We start from the raw sequence: 15,546 nt of genomic DNA, 5'->3' as shown, positions 1-15,546 counted from the left end.
ACGGGGGAAAGAAGGCGTTACGTCGGCTGACTATTTCGGGTAGCCCGCGCGCTTCATCTCGCGCACGGTGCTGGCCTGCGCGGCGCTCAGCGCCTGGTCGACCTGCATCTGCCCGGTCAGCGCGGCGGCGAACAGCTTGCCGACTTGCGTGCCGATGGCCTGGAACTCCGGAATGGTCACCAACTGAATGCCCACATACGGCACCGGGCGCACGCCAGGGGCGGTCGGGTCGGCGGCTTTCAGCGATTCCAGCGTGACCTTGGCGAACGGCGCGGCGCTCATGTAGGCGTCGTTGTAGGTCGAGGCGCGGGTGCCTGGCGGCACGTTGGCGACGCCATCTTTCTCGGCGACCAGCGCGCCGTATTCCTTGGAAGTGGCCCAGGCGCTGAAGAGTTTGGCGGCGTCTTTGGCTTTGGAGCTGGTGGGAATGGCCAGCGCCCAGGAGTACAGCCAGGTTGCGCCTTTGTCGGTGACTTGCTTGGGCGCGAAGGTGAAGCCCACGTGGTCGGCGACCTTGCTCTGCGCTTTGTCGGTCACAAACGAGCCGGCCACGCTGGCGTCGACCCACATGCCGCATTTGCCGCTGTTGAACAGCGCCAGGTTTTCGTTGAAGCCGTTGCTCGAGGCGCCGGGCGGGCCGAATTTATTCATGGTGGTGACGTAGAAATTCAGCGCGTTTTTCCATTCGCTGCCGTCGAATTCCGGCTGCCATTTTTCATCGAACCAGCGTGCACCGTAGGCGTTGCCGATGGTGGTAATCAGCGCCATGTTTTCGCCCCAACCGGCTTTGCCGCGCAGGCAGATGCCGTACTGGCCCTGGTCAGGCTTGTGCAGTTTTTCAGCGAAGCTGGCGATTTGTTCCCAGGTCGGGTGCTCGGGCATTTCCAGGCCGGCGGCCTTGAACAGGTCGGTGCGGTAATAGGTGATGGAGGCTTCGGCGTAGAACGGCAGCGCGTAAAGCTGACCCTTGGCCGACAGCCCTTCGCGCACGGAAGGGAACACGTCGTCGAGGTCGTAGGTGGCGGGCAGGTCTTTCATCGGTTCGAGCCAACCCTTGGCGCCCCACAGCGAGGCTTCGTACATGCCGATGGTCAGCACGTCGAACTGGCCGCCCTCGGTGGCGATGTCAGTGGTCAGGCGTTGGCGCAGGACGTTCTCTTCGAGAACCACCCACTTCAGTTTGATATCGGGATGCTGCTCTTCGAAGGTTTTCGAGAGCTTTTGCATGCGGATCATGTCGCTGTTGTTGACCGTGGCGATGGTCAGGGTTTCGCCCGCCAGGGTAACGGCGGACGACGACAAGCAGAGGGCGGCAACCAGTGCCTTGAGCGTGTGGTTCATGGTGTTGAACTCCTCTTGGCAGCCAGGTCGGCGGCGCAAGACATTATTGTTTTTGTTTGACCGGGGTCGATTACACGCCGCCTCGCCAGCGCAAACAACGCCTTGCCTGCACCGCGACCGATACTTTTTTGCAGTCCGTCTGTAGGGCAATTCGCGCAAAAGTGTACGCCGCGCCGCTTTAGCACGCTGATTTGAGGCGGAAGTGGTGAGTCAGGCGGTGTGAATCAGTACCGGTTTTGCTCGGTCATGCGTTGTGTGACCAGCCGTCGGTAACCGGACGGCGTCATGCCTTTGAGTTGCTGGAAGCGCCGGTTGAAGTTCGACACGTTGCTGAAGCCGGATTCGAAGCACACGTCAGTCACCGGCTTGTCGCTGGTGCTGAGCAACTCGCAGGATTTGCTCACCCGCAGGCGATTAACAAACTCCACGAAACCGCGCCCGGTGGCCTGCTTGAAAAAGCGCGAGAAGTACGTTGGCGTCATGCCCAACTGCTCGGCGACCTGCTCCTGGGTGAGGTCTTGCACGTAGTGCTGAAAGATAAAATCCACCGCGCGGTTGATGCGCTCCACATTGCTCTCGTCGGCCAGTTGCGTGGCCCGCACGCCGGAGAGCAGTTGGTAATCCTCGGTGGCGGCCAGCAGCTCCATCAGAATCAGAAAATGGCCCAGGCGCGTCATGCCGCTGGACTCGGCAATGCGCTGCATCAGGCCGCGCGCTTCGCTGATCAAACGCGGGCAGCGAAATTCGATGCCGTATTGCGCGCGGCCCAACAGCGGCGCCAAGCCCTGAAGTTCGGAAAACACCGCGCTGCCGCTGTCGAGCACTTGGTCGGTGAAATTCACCAGCATGTCGCGCTGCGGATACACCTCATCGGCTGCTACCTGGCTGATCCAGTTGTGCGGCAAATTGGGGCCGGTGAGAAACAGCGTGTCGGGGGCGAAGTTGCCGATGTAGTCGCCGATAAACACCTTGCCCGAGCTGGCCACGATCAGGTGCAGCTCGTACTCCTTGTGGAAGTGCCAACGCACCAGCGGGCTGGGGAAGCCGTGCTGGCGATAGATCAGCGAATGACCTTCGTGGTCATCCATCAACTCGTAGGAGGGGTCGGTAATTCGCGACGTACGGGCCATGCTGCGCTACCAGAAACAGAGAGGCTGAGGCGCTAAACCTTAGCGCGAGCCGCCTGCGCTGCCCAGCGCTTAGATCAGCGACATTTGTGCGCCGGGCGGGCAAAACTGCGTGCAATCCAGGCCGTAGTCGCCGCGTCGGTTGAGGTCCAGGCGCTTGATGGCCAGTTTGAAACGCTGGCTCAGCAGTTCGGCGAATACGCCTTCGCCTTTCATGCGCACGCCGAAACGGCTGTCGTAATTTTTGCCACCGCGCGACTGGCGAATCAGGCTCATGACATGGGCGGCGCGGTCGGGGAAATGGCTGGTCAGCCACTCTTCAAACAGCTCGGCGATTTCCAGCGGCAGGCGCAGCAGCACATAACCGGCTGAGCGTGCGCCGGCCTCTTTGGCGGCGGCGAGAATCTGCTCCAACTCCATGTCGGTAATCATCGGAATCACCGGCGCCACCATGGCGCTCACCGGCACGCCGGCTTCGTGCAGCTCTTTCATGGCCCGCAAGCGTGCCTTTGGCGAGGCGGCGCGCGGTTCCATGATGCGTTTCAGTTCGTCGTCCAGCGTGGTCAGGCTAAAGGCCACGCTCACCAGGTTGCGGCTGGCCAATTCACTGAGCAGATCGAGGTCGCGCAGGATCAGCGAACTCTTGGTGATGATGTGCACCGGGTGGCGGTAGCGCAGCATGATTTCCAAGCTGCGGCGGGTCAGCTGTTGCTCGCGCTCGATGGGCTGGTAGGCGTCGGTATTGATGCCCAGGGCGATGGGCGCCGGCTCGTAACCGGGCTTTTGCAACTGTTCTTCCAGGCGGCTGGCGAGGTTGGTTTTGGCGATCAGCTTGGTTTCAAAATCGATGCCGGGTGACATGTCCCAGTAGGCATGGCTCGGGCGGGCGAAGCAGTAGATGCAGCCGTGTTCGCAGCCGCGATAAGGGTTTACCGAGCGGTCGAAGCCAACGTCAGGCGAGGTGTTGCGGGTGATCACGCTTTTGGCGAACTCTTCACGCACTTCGGTGGTGAAGGTCAGCGGGGTTTCTTCCTGAAACCAGCCGTCGTCTTCGCGCACCGAGCGATGGGCGGCGAAGCGGTTGTGCGGGTTGCTGGCCGTACCTCGGCCACGGGGCGGGAGAAACTGCGACATGGCGCACCTGCAAACGATTTAACTGGATGGATGTACAGTAAATCGTTTGCTGGAAACACGCCAGTGCGCGCGGGGAAGTTTCCGCTCAGCGGCTTTCTGCGGTCGCGCTGACCTCGGTTTCATTGCGCTCGGCGTAGCGCTGGGCCAGCACGGCGCAGACCATCAGCTGAATTTGGTGGAACAGCATGAGCGGCAGAATCAGCAGGCCGATGCTGCCGCCGGCGAACAACACCTGCGCCATGGGCACGCCGGTCGCCAGGCTCTTTTTCGAACCGCAGAACAAAATGGTGATGCGGTCTTCCATGTTGAAACCCAGCCACTTGCCAAGCAGGTGAACCAGCACCAACACCAGCGCCAAGAGCACGCAGCAGGCCAGCACCAGCCAAAGCAGTTTCGGCAACGGCACTTGATGCCACAGGCCTTCGATCACGGCCTCGCTGAACGCGGTGTAGACCACCAGCAGAATCGAGCCTTGGTCGACGAAGCGCAGCCAGTTTTTGTTAGCCGCCACCCAATTGCCGATCCAGCGCCGCGCGATTTGGCCGGCAATGAACGGCAGCAGCAACTGCACACTGATTTTGACGATGGCATCGAGGGTAGAGCCGCCGTCGCCGTGCACGTCGAGCAACAGCGTGACCAGCAGTGGTGTCAGAAAAATCCCAAACAAACTGGAGGCAGCGGCGCTGCAAATAGCCGCCGGAATGTTGCCGCGCGCCAGCGAAGTGAAAGCGATGGCCGACTGCACCGTGGCGGGCAACGCGCACAGGTACAACATGCCCATATACAACTCGGTGCCCACCAGCGGCGACAGCACTGGCTTCAGCGCCAAACCCAGCAGTGGGAACAACACAAAGGTGCAGGCAAACACCAACAGGTGCAGGCGCCAGTGGCCGGCACCGGCAATGATGGCCTCGCGCGACAATTTGGCGCCGTGCAAGAAGAACAGCAGGGCGATAGCGATGTTAGTGATCCAGCCAAACGCCACCGCCGCCTGGCCGCTGCACGGCAGCAGGCTGGCCGTGGCGACGACGGCGATCAGGGTGAGGGTGAAATTGTCGGGGAGAAGTCGGGAGCGGGCCATGGGCGGTGGTTCCGGTCGGGTTGCCAAAGAGTAGGGCGGACTTTACCGTGGGGCCCTTGTTACCGACTAACGCAAGAAAGCCAGAATATGCCGGCAAACGGACAGATTTTTCTCGGGCAACGCCAAGTGCCGGACCTTCCGCGCCTGCCACGCCCCGTGTATTCCCGCGCTGAGTCGCTGCCGCTGCAAGTCAGCACGCCGCGTCATAGCCATCCGTGGGTGCAACTTTCCTACGCCATCCAGGGCGTGCTGCACGTGCACACCAATGCTGGCAGCTTCGTTGCGCCGCCGCAGCGGGCCATCTGGATTCCGGCGGGCCTGGAGCATGAAGTGATCAGTTCGCCGCGCACTGAATTGCGCGGCTTGTACCTCGATTGCGCCGTCACCGACTGGGCGCCCAGCCATTGCCGCGTGTTGAGCGTGAGCCCACTGACCCGCGAACTGATCAGCCGCTTCGCCGAGCTACCGGTGGAATACGACGAAGCCGGCGCCGATGGCCGCCTGGTGCAGGTGTTGTTGGATCAGCTACGTAACGCCGAGGAAGTGCGGCTGTCGCTACCGTTGCCCACCGATCCGCGTTTGCAGCAGCTGTGCCGCCAGTTGCAGGCGCATCCCGAAGATGGCCGCAGCCTGAGCGACTGGAGCAAGCAATTGGGCGCTTCGGAGAAAACTTTGAGCCGGCTGTTCTTGCGCGACACCGGCCTGACCTTTCGCGCCTGGCGGCAACGGCTGCGCTTGCTCGGCGCGCTGTCGCCGCTGGAGCAAGGGGCGCGGGTCACGGATGTGGCGTTGGGGTGCGGGTATGACTCGACGTCGGCGTTTATTGCGGCGTTTCGGCAGCAGTTTGAATGCACGCCGGGGGAGTTTTTTCGGCGGGGCTAGTGCCTGAATGCAAGGTTTGCAGGGATCGAGGCTGAAGCCTCTCCTACAGGTGAGCGGAGCGGTGACTTCTGTAGGAGAGGCTTTAGCCTCGAGCTTTTAATCGCCCAAACCTAACCCAGCCTCCGAACCTCCAACCCCCCATAACTCAAAGCCTCAGCATCCGCCGAAAACGCCAACCGCCCCATCTTCGCCAATTCCCGGGCTCGCCAAAATACAAAAAAGTCGGTGGCGAAAAACCCGTCGCTGCGCTTCATCACCTCGGCCATCACCCGCGCCAACGGCTGCCATTCCTGGGTACACGCTGCCAGTAGGGTTTCGTCGGTGGTGAGGTAACCCTCGCCTTGGAAGCGGTTGTTCGACCAGCGCCGAACTCCCGCATTTTCCGCCACCACCTGCCGCCATTGCCCCGCCAATTGCTGGCGCCGCGAAGAGCTAACCAGCCGGGGTTGATAAAGGCTGAGCAATTCATCCGGTGCATGCATGGCCACGGCGCGGCGCCAGGCTACGCGGCTGTCGCCGGTGCCGCAGGGCACTTCGAAGAAGGGCAGGCTACTGCGCTGCAACGCAGCGGCCACGCGACAGAGCATCAGTTGCTCCGAGGCACTGTCGCCATGCCACACGGTGACCGGTTTGGTTTCGTTGGCGAGGCTGGCCAGCCAGTGCACGTCGTCGCCCAGGGTGGAAAAGTCCGGGGCCGGTTGCACGGCGGCGGGCCACACGGCTTGCCAGAACGCAGCGCGCTCGGTGCACGGCGGCTGGTCGACATCTACCAAAGGCCCAACCGCCAGGTCATCGCGCAACACTTGCAGCGATAACCCTTCACCCACCACGCGTGTTACGCCCTTCACCGCGTTGTCGCCACAAACGACATGCCACATAGACGCTACTCGCTTGGTTTCTTCAGCTTGGGATTCGGAAAGAATTGCACGCCCTGCACTTTCGGGTCCGCCGGTTTCGCGGCGTTTTTGTTGACCCGTGTGCCCAGCTCTTTCGGAACCGACTGGCCTTGCTCGTTCAGCGTGTCAGCGTAGCCGCAGGCCACGCATTCGCGGTGGGGAACGCCGTCGACGTCCCACATTTGAATTTTGTCGCCCTCGCTGCACGCCGGGCATACGGCGCCGGCGATAAAGCGTTTTTTGCTGGTGGTCATTACGCGGCCTCCGCGCTCAGGCCGAGGTGGCGCAGCAGGGCGTCGATGCTCGGTTCGCGGCCACGGAAGTCGACAAACAGCACCATCGGCGCCTGCGAGCCGCCCCGGGCCAGAATGGCTTCGCGGAAGGCGCGGCCGGTGTCCGGGTTGAGCACGCCGTCTTCTTCGAATTTGGAGAAGGCATCGGCCGACAGCACTTCAGCCCATTTGTAGCTGTAGTAACCGGCCGCGTAACCGCCGGCGAAGATGTGCGCGAAGCTGTTGGGGAAGCGGTTGTACGCTGGCGGACGCATGACCGAGACCTCGGCGCGGATGTTTTCCAGCACGTCCAATACCGAGCGGCCGTCGCCATTGGTGGCGTGCAATTCGAAGTCGAACAGCGAGAATTCCACCTGCCGCGCCATCATCAGGCCGGACTGGAAGTTCTTCGCCTCCAGCATTTTCTCCAGCAGGTTTTGCGGCAGCGCCTCGCCGGTTTTGTAGTGCCCGGAAATCAAGGCCAGACCTTCCGGCTCCCAGCACCAGTTCTCCATAAATTGGCTCGGCAGCTCCACGGCATCCCACGCCACGCCGTTGATGCCCGACGCCCCGGCGTGTTCGACGCGGGTCAGCAAGTGGTGCAAACCATGGCCGAATTCGTGGAACAGGGTGGTCACTTCATCGTGCGTCAGCAGCGCCGGTTGGTCGCCAACCGCGGGCATAAAGTTGCACACCAAGTTGGCCACCGGGCTGACGATGCTGCCGGCTGCGGTGCGGCGTTTGTCGCGGGCGCCGTCCATCCAGGCACCGCCGCGTTTGTTGGGGCGGGCGTAGAGGTCGAAGAAGAAGCGGCCGACGTGCTCGCCGTTTTCCTTGATTTCGAACAGGCGAACGTCCGGGTGCCAGGTGTCGAAGCCTTTCAGCTCGGTAATTTCGATGCCGTACAGCTTTTGCACGATGGCGAACAGGCCGCTCAACACTTTGTCGATGGGAAAGTAGGCACGTAGGATTTCCTGGGAAATGCTGTAGCGCTGCTCGCGCAGTTTCTCGCTGTAGTAACCGACGTCCCAGCTTTGCAGGTCCGCGCAGCCTTGCTCGGCGGCATAGGCTTTGAGCTCGCTCAAGTCCTGTTCGGCAAACGGTTTGCTGCGCTGCGCCAGGTCGCGCAGGAAGCTCAGCACCTGCTCGTTGTTCTCGGCCATTTTGGTCGCCAGGCTCAGCTCGGCAAAGTTGGCGAAGCCCAGCAGTTGCGCCAGTTCCTGACGCAAGTCGAGAATTTCTGCCATCACCGGGCCGTTGTCGTTCTGGCCGGCGTTCGGGCCTTGGTCCGAGGCGCGGGTGCAGTAAGCGGCGTACAACTCTTCGCGCAGGGCGCGGTCGTTGGCGTAGGTCATCACCGCGTAGTAGCTGGGGAATTCCAGGGTGATCAGCCAGCCATCCAGTTCTTTGGCGGCGGCGGCCTGGGCCATTTGCGCTTTGGCCGAATCCGGCAGGCCGTCGAGGGCGGCTTCGTCGGTAATGTGTTTGGTCCACGCTTGGGTGGCGTCGAGCAGTTGGTTGGAAAAGCGGCTGCCCAGCTCAGACAGTTTCATTTGAATGGCGCCGTAGCGCTGTTGCTCAGCCGGCGGCAAGTCGATGCCCGAGAGGCGGAAGTCGCGCAGGGCGTTTTGCAGGATGGTCTGCTGCGCCACGTCAAAGCTGGCGGCGGCCGGGCTGTTGGCCAGCCCTTCGTAGGCTTGGAACAGCGCGCGGTTCTGGCCCAGTTCGGTCCAGTATTCCGACAGTTTCGGCAGGCAGGCCTCGTACGCTTCGCGCAGTTCCGGGCTGTTGCGCACGGCGTTCAAGTGGCTCACCGGGCTCCAGGCGCGACCCAGGCGTTCGCCTTGTTCGTCCAGCGCCAGCACCAAGCCTTCCCAGGTGGGCGTGGCGGGTTGTTCGGCGAGCAATTTGGCCAACGCCGCGCGCCCTTCGGCCAGCAATGTGTCGACGGCAGGCTCAACGTGTTCAGGGCGGATGGCGGAATAGGGTGGAAGGTCGAAGGCTTGCAGTAAGGGGTTGTTCTCGCTCACGACGGTCACCTGTCTGGCTATGAATGGTGTGCTTCAGTTCATTGGATGCGCTGGAGCAGATATGGCGCCATCTTAATTACAATCAACCTTTAACGCAGCTTTAGAGGTTTCTATCGTGGCTATTCGAACGTACCAGGGCACCACGCCGCAGCTCGGCGCAAACGCATTTGTCGACGCGTCGGCCGTGGTGATTGGCGATGTGGTGGTGGGCGATGACAGCTCGGTGTGGCCGCTCACGGTCATTCGCGGCGACATGCACCGCATCCGCATCGGCGCGCGCACCAGCGTGCAAGACGCCAGCGTGTTGCACATCACCCACGCCGGCCCGTTCAACCCCGACGGCTTCCCGCTGTTGATCGGCGATGACGTGACCATCGGCCACAAAGTGATGCTGCACGGCTGCACCGTGGGCAATCGCATCCTCATCGGCATGGGCTCGACGGTGATGGACGGCGCGGTGATTGAAGACGAGGTGATCCTCGGCGCCGGCAGCCTGGTGCCACCGGGGCGCGTGTTGGAGAGCGGTTTTCTGTACGTGGGCAGCCCCGCCAAACAAATGCGCCCGCTCACCGAAAAGGAGCGGGCGTTTTTTACCTACAGCGCGGCGAATTACGTGCGCTTGAAAGATCAGCACCTCGCCGAAGGTTACGACCAACTGGGCGGCTAACACCCTGTAGGAGAGGCTTCAGCCTCGATGCTTTCAGATCAAACGCATCGAGGCTAAAGCCTCTCCCACATAAGCAGCCGCGCAGGGCCTTACAAAAACATACCGCCCGACGCCTCGATACGCTGGGCGTTGATCCAACGGCTGCCGTCGCTGAATAGCAGGGCGATGGCGGCGCCGATGTCGTCGGGCACGCCGACCCGGCCCAGGGCGGTGTTGCTGGCGACCATGGCGTTGAGGTCAGCGTTATCGCGTACCGCGCCGCCACCGAAGTCGGTTTCGATCGCGCCGGGTGCCAGGGTGTTCACGCTGATACCACGCGCGCCCAACTCCTTGGCTTGATAGCGGGTGAGCACTTCGATGCCGCCTTTCATCACGGCGTAGGCCGCGTAGCCCGGCAAGGCGAAGCGGGCCAGGCCCGACGACACATTGAGAATGCGCCCGCCATCGGCCAGCAGCGGCAACAGGCGTTGGGTCAGAAAGAACGGGCCTTTGAGGTGCACGTTCACCAATTGATCGAACTGCGCTTCGCTGGTTTCGGCAAAGCTGGCGTGGATGCCCATGCCGGCGTTGTTCAGCAGGAAGTCGAATTTATCGGTATCAAAATGGCTGCCCAGCGCGGTGCCGACGGTGTCGGCAAACGCGGCAAAGCTGGCGCTGTCGCCGACGTCCAGTTGCAGCATCACAGCGCGGCCGCCGGCTTCTTCGATTTGCTTCACTAGCGCATCGGCGTCGTCGCGGCGGCTGTGGTAGGTGCCGATAATGTCGATGCCCTGGGCTGCCAAGTGCAGCGCTGCGTTTTTGCCGAGGCCGCGGCTGGCGCCGGTGATAAGAGCAATTTTACGCGTCATGGTGGTTTCTCCCGGTGGGCTGGTGGTGAAGTCGATGCCACTGTAGGCTCGGCGTATAAGCCGATAAAGACGAAGAATCTGCACATACCATGCGGATTAACCGAACAATAAGGCCGCCGCCATGAACAAGCTTGAGCTGTATAAAACCTTCGCCCGCGTCACCGAATTGGCCAGTTTCACCGGCGCCGCCGACAGCCTGGGGCTGCCGAAATCGACCGTGTCCGAGCACGTGCGTTTGCTGGAGGAAATGCTCGGCGCGCGCCTGCTGCAGCGCACCACGCGCAAGGTGCAAGCGACCCAAGACGGCTTGGTGCTCTACGAGCGGTGCAAAGACATGCTCGACCAAGTGGACGAATTGGAAAGCCTGTTCCGCCAGGATCAGAGCGTGCGCGGCCGCTTGCGCATCGACATGCCCACCGTGACCGCCCGTGAGTTTGTGCTGCCGCGTCTGGCCGAATTCAGCGACCAGCATCCGCTGATCGAAATAGAAGTGAGCGCCACCGACCGCCTGGTTGACCTGGTACGCGAAGGCTTCGACTGCGTCATGCGCGTTGGCGAATTGCCCGATACCACGCTGGTGGCGCGTCCGCTTGGCGCGTATCGCCAAGGCAATTTCGTTAGCCCCGGCTACCTGAAGCGCTATGGCACGCCGCGCTCGTTGGCCGATCTGGCCGAGCACCGGCTGGTGCATTACGCGTCCACCTTTGGCTCGCGCCCGACGGGGTTTGAATACCAGCTGCATGGCAAACGCCACTGCCTGCCGATGGCGGGCGCGGTGACGGTTAACAACGCCGATTGTTACTACGCGGCATGCCTTGCGGGCTTCGGCATTATTCAGGCGCCGGTGGCCGGCAAGCGCGACAGCCTGGCGCGGGGTGAGCTGGTGGAGGTGTTGCCCGAGTTCGTCCCGGCGCCCATGAAGGTCACCTTGCTATACGCGCACCGGCGCAATTTGCCCAAGCGGGTGCGGGTGTTTATGGATTGGTTGGCGCAGGTGCTGGAGCCGCAGCTGAGTGCGTAAGGGGTTGGCTAGGAAGTGACCTAGCATCGCCGCTAAAAGCCGCTTTCAAGGTTTTTGACCGAGTTGTGCTTGCTATCATGGCGCCCCCCGAAGCCTTGGGCCCGCCTAGCCATGCATCAACAAACCATTCTTTTTGACCTCGACGGCACCCTCACCGACCCCCGTGAAGGCATCACCCGCTCGATTCAATTTGCCCTCGCCCAACTCGGCATCGACGAGCCAGACCTGCGCCTGCTCGAGCACTTTATCGGCCCGCCGCTGCTGCAAGCCTTTATGCAGTTTTACGGGTTCGACGAAGCCAAAGCCTGGCAGGCGGTGAATTTTTACCGGGAGCGTTTCAAGGTCACCGGTCTTTATGAAAACCGCGTGTTCGACGGCGTCGGCGAGTTACTCGGCAGCCTCACCGCGCAAGGCCGCACGTTGTACATCGCCACCTCGAAACCCCACGTGTTCGCGCGCGAAATTGCCCGCCATTTCGACTTCGCCAAGCATTTCAAAGTGATTTACGGCAGCGAGCTGGACGGCACCCGCACCGACAAGGTCGAGCTGATCGCCCACCTGCTGGAGCAGGAGCAACTGGACCCGGGCCAGACGCTGATGATCGGTGACCGTAAACACGACCTCATCGGCGCGCACCGCAATGGCCTGCAAAGCGTGGCGGTGGGCTATGGCTTTGGCAGCGAAGAAGAGATCCAGGCGCAACACCCGACGTTTCACTTCCGCACGCTGGCCGAGCTGCACCAGGCATTCGCGCGTTAACGGCCTTCGCGTTGCAGCTGAGCCAGGCGGGCTTGTCGCTCGTTGTCCGGTAACTCGCCGAGGCGTTTGACCTCGGCGTAAAAGCGCGGCCAGTCGCCGTGCACCTGTTTGAACAACGCGGCAAAGGCCGGCTGCCATTGGTCATACAGGCCGAAAGGCAGCAGCTTGGCGTTGTTGAGCGGGCCGAACATCCACGCGTCGTAACGACCATCGCCGGCCCAGGCGGTGGTTCGCAACGCGAGATAGTCGCGGCGCAGGCGCTCGAATTCCGCCGCCTTTTCCACGCGCATCTGCGCCTCGGGTTTGCCGCTGGCATACAGGCTTTGCAGGCGTTCACGGCTGGCCAATACCAGGGCGCTGAACTGCTCGCGTTGCTTCTCCCGCGCGCCGTCCTCGAGGGCTTTTAAACCGCGAGCCTCACGCCATTGGCGCAGGCCTTCGGTCTCAACAAAGCTGGCGTACGACTCGTTGAAGGCGGTGTCGCCCGGCAAATAAAACTGCTGGTGCGCCAGCTCATGGAAGATCACCGCCACCCAGCGTTGGTCGTCCCAGCGCAGCATGGTGTTGAGCAGCGGGTCGGCAAACCAGCCGAGGGTGGAATAGGCCTCGATGCCAGCGACGTAAGTGTCGAGCCCTTCCTGCTTCATTAGCGCCGCCGCGCCGCGCGCACGGTTCTGGTCGTAAAAACCGCGATAGGCCACGCACCCGGCAATCGGGAAGCAATGCGTCTGCGGGTCCAGAGAGAACTCCGGCGTGGCGAACACATTCCACACCACATAAGGCCGGCCGAGGTCGGCATACAGGCGATAGCTTTGGTTATCCGGCAGCGCGAGTTGGGCGCTGGCGAAGCGGCGCGCCTCCTCCGCCAGCTGCAAGCGTTGGCGCAGGCCGGGGTCGAGGTCCGGCTTGGCGAGCAATTCGCTGATGGGTTCGCGGCGCCTCAGCAGGTCGACCTGGCCGGTGAGCAGCTGCGTGTAGTAGCTGCAACCGTTCAGCAGCAAAACCAGCAGCAGCGGAACCCAGCGCCAGCGCGGCAGGTCGAGTAACCAGGATAAGCAGGGCAGCATCGGGCGATCCGGGCAGGGCGGTGGCGAAGCCACAAAACCTACCCCATCCCGACGGCGCGCTCCAGGCTCGTCCTTATAAAAATCAGACCGACCACGGAGCCCGAACCATGCGCCGATTTTTGCTCGCCACCAGCCTGCTCAGTTTTGGTGGCTGCGCCATGATGCCGTCCCCCGACCCCAGCCAGGCGTGGGTCGATTTACGCACCAGCGAAGCCAACACCCTGCAAGCCGCGAAAGTAGACGCCAGCGAGCTGGAAGATGATCGCTATTTCCAAGTGACCCCCGGCCAGCACGAGTTGCACATGCGCCTGCAATTCGCCGTGACGCCCAGCAACATCGGCCCCGACAGCCAGGGGCTGGAACGCACCTGCGTGCTCAAACTCGACTACCCCGAATTCGCCGCCGGCCAGCGCTACAAGGTAGTGGCCGGCAGCATCGGTTTTCGCCCATGGGCCAAGCTCTATGATCAGCAGCACCAACTGCTGGCGCGGGCGCGGGAGAGCCGTTGCGGCGAGGTGTAATTGCTCCGATGATGCGAGCTTGTAAAAAAGAGAGACGACCATGCGCCTGCTGCCAATTTTGCTCTGTGCCTTGCCCCTGACCGCCTGCGCTGCGGCGCTGCCTGAGCCCGACCCGCAGCAAGCGTGGATCGAGCTGTACAGCACGCCTGGCAATACGTTGATGGCGCAAAAGCTGGACGGCAAAAAAGTCAGCGACGGCCGTTTTTTCCAAGTCAGCCCCGGCAGCCACGAGCTACGCGCGCGCTTTCAATTCGAAGTGGAAACCGGCGGCGGCATGATGGGCAATCCTAGGCAGATCACCTGCCATTTGAAGGTCAACTACGACTTCGTCGCCGGTCAACGCTATCGCCTGGAAGCGCGGCCGGTGGCAATGAGCACACAAGCCTGGCTGTACGCCTCGCCGCGCAAAGCGCTCAAGCAAGTGAGCGTGGAACGATGCGGGCCCGTGTGAGCCCTGCGATGGCCTGAACCTAACGGCGTGCCGCTGCCTCGAACCTAGATAGCGCGCCGTCATCCCGAGGCGCCAGGCACCTGGGGCATTTCAGGCGATGAGCTTTCTGCACTGGATGGCGGTGCTCGGCAGCATTCTGCTGATTCTCACCTTGGCTTCGGCCTACCTGCGTTGGTTACCGGTTTCCACCTCTGCCCTGTATTTGTTGTTTGGCCTGGCAATCGGGCCATTGGGGCTGGGCCTGTGGGAAATGAAATTCGAAGACGTGGCCCCCTGGCTCGAACACCTGACTGAAGTGGCGGTGCTGTTTTCCCTGTTCAGTGGCGGCATGAAACTGCGCCTGCGCTTCTCCGACCCGGCCTGGCGCAGCGCTTACTTGCTCGCCGGGCCGGTGATGGTGGCGTGCATTCTCGGGGTGGCGCTGGTGGGCCATTACGGGTTCGGGCTGGGCGTTGGGTTGTCACTGATGATCGGTGCGGTGCTGGCGCCAACCGATCCGGTGCTGGCGAGCCTGGTGCAGGTGAACCACGCGCGCGACTTTGACCGGCTGCGCTATGGCCTTTCAGGCGAAGCGGGGCTGAACGATGGCATGGCCTTCCCCTTCGTGTTTTTTGCCCTGCTGTGGATTCAGCACGAAGGCGCGCCGCAGGAATGGGCCGGCGAATGGGCGCTGCATCGCCTGCTATGGGCGGTGCCGGCCGGTCTGTTGATCGGCTTTGTGCTCGGACGCGGCGTCGGGCGCTTGGCCATCTACCTGCGCACCCGCCACCGCGACGCGGCGATTTCGCCCAATGACTTTTTGGCGATGGCCTTGATCGCGTTGTCGTACTGGCTGGCGGAAACGGTCAGCGCCTGGGGCTTTCTCGCCGCGTTCGCCGCCGGCATCGGGCTTCGGCACGCGGAAGTGGCCTCGTCCGATAACTCCAGCGTGCCCGCCGAGGAGGTGGCCATGGCCGTTCCCAAAGAGGGCGGCACCCTGGATGAAGTGAAAGAGCAAGTCAGCCATACCGACGAACCGAAAGTGGTGGCCGGGTTGTTGGTAGGGGAAATTCTGTCGTTCGGCGACATTGTCGAGCGGGTGCTCGAAGTGCTGCTTGTCACCTTGCTCGGCGCGCTGCTGGCCTTTCACTGGGACTGGCGCGCGGTGCCGCTTGGGCTGGCGCTGTTCTGCATTGTTCGACCGCTGAGCGTGGTGGCCCTGGTGCGCGGCAACTCATTGAGCGAAGGGCAGCGTTGGCTGATGGGCTGGTTCGGCATTCGCGGGATCGGCAGCTTGTACTACCTGGCGTACGTGCTGAACCACGGCTTGGAAGGCCCGGCGGCGCACGAAGCGATTGGGCTGACGCTGTCGGTGGTGGCGTTGAGTATTTGCGTGCATGGACTGACGACGCAGCCGTTACTGGATCGGTATGAGCGGGTGAAAGCGCGGCGCGAGGGCAGAGATTAGCG

General features: G+C 62.4%; 16 protein-coding genes. 7 read left to right on the top strand and 9 right to left on the bottom strand.

Going from position 1 to position 15,546, the window contains the following annotated elements; genetic code table 11:
* Positions 1-30: 30 nt before the first annotated feature.
* From ACZZZU_RS14010 to ACZZZU_RS13995, 4 genes are all read right to left on the bottom strand, one after another.
* Complete coding sequence (locus ACZZZU_RS14010; RefSeq protein ID WP_463550945.1) at positions 31-1,341, bottom strand: ABC transporter substrate-binding protein; 1,311 nt, start codon at positions 1,339-1,341, stop codon at positions 31-33.
* Positions 1,342-1,565: 224 nt separating this feature from the next.
* Positions 1,566-2,471 carry an AraC family transcriptional regulator gene (locus tag ACZZZU_RS14005; RefSeq protein WP_122492177.1) on the bottom strand — a complete coding sequence of 302 codons (906 nt, stop codon included), beginning with the start codon at positions 2,469-2,471 and terminating at the stop codon, positions 1,566-1,568.
* Between the two features lie 69 nt (positions 2,472-2,540).
* The gene (locus ACZZZU_RS14000; RefSeq protein WP_463550944.1) at positions 2,541-3,602 is read right to left on the bottom strand and encodes a PA0069 family radical SAM protein; all 1,062 of its coding nucleotides are present in this window, start codon (positions 3,600-3,602) and stop codon (positions 2,541-2,543) included.
* A gap of 85 nt (positions 3,603-3,687) precedes the next feature.
* Positions 3,688-4,683 carry a bile acid:sodium symporter family protein gene (locus tag ACZZZU_RS13995; RefSeq protein ID WP_463550943.1) on the bottom strand — a complete coding sequence of 332 codons (996 nt, stop codon included), beginning with the start codon at positions 4,681-4,683 and terminating at the stop codon, positions 3,688-3,690.
* Positions 4,684-4,770: 87 nt separating this feature from the next.
* Between ACZZZU_RS13995 and ACZZZU_RS13990 the strand changes: the two genes are divergently transcribed.
* Positions 4,771-5,565: an AraC family transcriptional regulator gene (locus tag ACZZZU_RS13990; RefSeq protein WP_463550942.1), complete on the top strand. Its 795-nt coding sequence runs from the start codon at positions 4,771-4,773 to the stop codon at positions 5,563-5,565.
* Between the two features lie 110 nt (positions 5,566-5,675).
* Here ACZZZU_RS13990 and ACZZZU_RS13985 read toward each other — a convergent pair whose 3' ends face one another.
* The 3 genes from ACZZZU_RS13985 to prlC are packed head-to-tail and all read right to left on the bottom strand — an operon-like array spanning position 5,676 to position 8,763.
* Positions 5,676-6,443 (bottom strand): DUF1835 domain-containing protein, encoded by a 768-nt coding sequence (locus ACZZZU_RS13985; protein ID WP_463550941.1) that lies wholly within the window; start codon positions 6,441-6,443, stop codon positions 5,676-5,678.
* 5 nt (positions 6,444-6,448) lie between these two features.
* Complete coding sequence (locus tag ACZZZU_RS13980) at positions 6,449-6,715, bottom strand: YheV family putative zinc ribbon protein (protein ID WP_122492172.1); 267 nt, start codon at positions 6,713-6,715, stop codon at positions 6,449-6,451.
* Entirely contained in the window at positions 6,715-8,763 is a 2,049-nt protein-coding gene (prlC, locus tag ACZZZU_RS13975; RefSeq protein ID WP_463550940.1) for an oligopeptidase A, read from the bottom strand. The genes ACZZZU_RS13980 and prlC overlap by 1 nt, the downstream gene beginning before the upstream one ends.
* 115 nt (positions 8,764-8,878) lie before the next feature.
* On the opposite strand from prlC, the gene ACZZZU_RS13970 reads away from it, so the two are divergent.
* Entirely contained in the window at positions 8,879-9,430 is a 552-nt protein-coding gene (locus ACZZZU_RS13970) for a gamma carbonic anhydrase family protein (protein WP_463550939.1), read from the top strand.
* Between the two features lie 89 nt (positions 9,431-9,519).
* Here the strand turns inward: ACZZZU_RS13970 and ACZZZU_RS13965 are convergent, their stop codons facing one another.
* Positions 9,520-10,278, bottom strand: a complete 759-nt coding sequence (locus ACZZZU_RS13965) for an SDR family NAD(P)-dependent oxidoreductase (protein WP_463550938.1) — start codon at positions 10,276-10,278, stop codon at positions 9,520-9,522.
* 121 nt (positions 10,279-10,399) lie between these two features.
* Between ACZZZU_RS13965 and ACZZZU_RS13960 the strand changes: the two genes are divergently transcribed.
* Entirely contained in the window at positions 10,400-11,299 is a 900-nt protein-coding gene (locus tag ACZZZU_RS13960) for a LysR family transcriptional regulator (protein WP_463550937.1), read from the top strand.
* A gap of 111 nt (positions 11,300-11,410) precedes the next feature.
* Positions 11,411-12,058, top strand: a complete 648-nt coding sequence (locus tag ACZZZU_RS13955) for an HAD family hydrolase (protein WP_463550936.1) — start codon at positions 11,411-11,413, stop codon at positions 12,056-12,058.
* Here ACZZZU_RS13955 and ACZZZU_RS13950 read toward each other — a convergent pair.
* Entirely contained in the window at positions 12,055-13,125 is a 1,071-nt protein-coding gene (locus tag ACZZZU_RS13950; RefSeq protein WP_463550935.1) for an aminopeptidase, read from the bottom strand. The two genes, ACZZZU_RS13955 and ACZZZU_RS13950, sit on opposite strands and share 4 nt — an antisense overlap.
* Positions 13,126-13,232: 107 nt before the next feature.
* On the opposite strand from ACZZZU_RS13950, the gene ACZZZU_RS13945 reads away from it, so the two are divergent.
* From ACZZZU_RS13945 to ACZZZU_RS13935, 3 genes are all read left to right on the top strand, one after another.
* On the top strand, positions 13,233-13,646 hold the full coding sequence (locus tag ACZZZU_RS13945) for a PA0061/PA0062 family lipoprotein (RefSeq protein ID WP_463550934.1): 414 nt from the start codon (positions 13,233-13,235) through the stop codon (positions 13,644-13,646).
* A 40-nt stretch (positions 13,647-13,686) separates the two neighbouring features.
* On the top strand, positions 13,687-14,097 hold the full coding sequence (locus tag ACZZZU_RS13940) for a PA0061/PA0062 family lipoprotein (protein WP_122492164.1): 411 nt from the start codon (positions 13,687-13,689) through the stop codon (positions 14,095-14,097).
* Positions 14,098-14,194: 97 nt separating this feature from the next.
* Complete coding sequence (locus ACZZZU_RS13935; RefSeq protein ID WP_463550933.1) at positions 14,195-15,544, top strand: cation:proton antiporter; 1,350 nt, start codon at positions 14,195-14,197, stop codon at positions 15,542-15,544.
* The last annotated feature ends 2 nt before the right edge of the window (positions 15,545-15,546 follow it).

The organism is Pseudomonas sp. AC136 (assembly GCF_979258585.1).
This window is presented reverse-complemented; position numbering and strand designations above follow the sequence as displayed.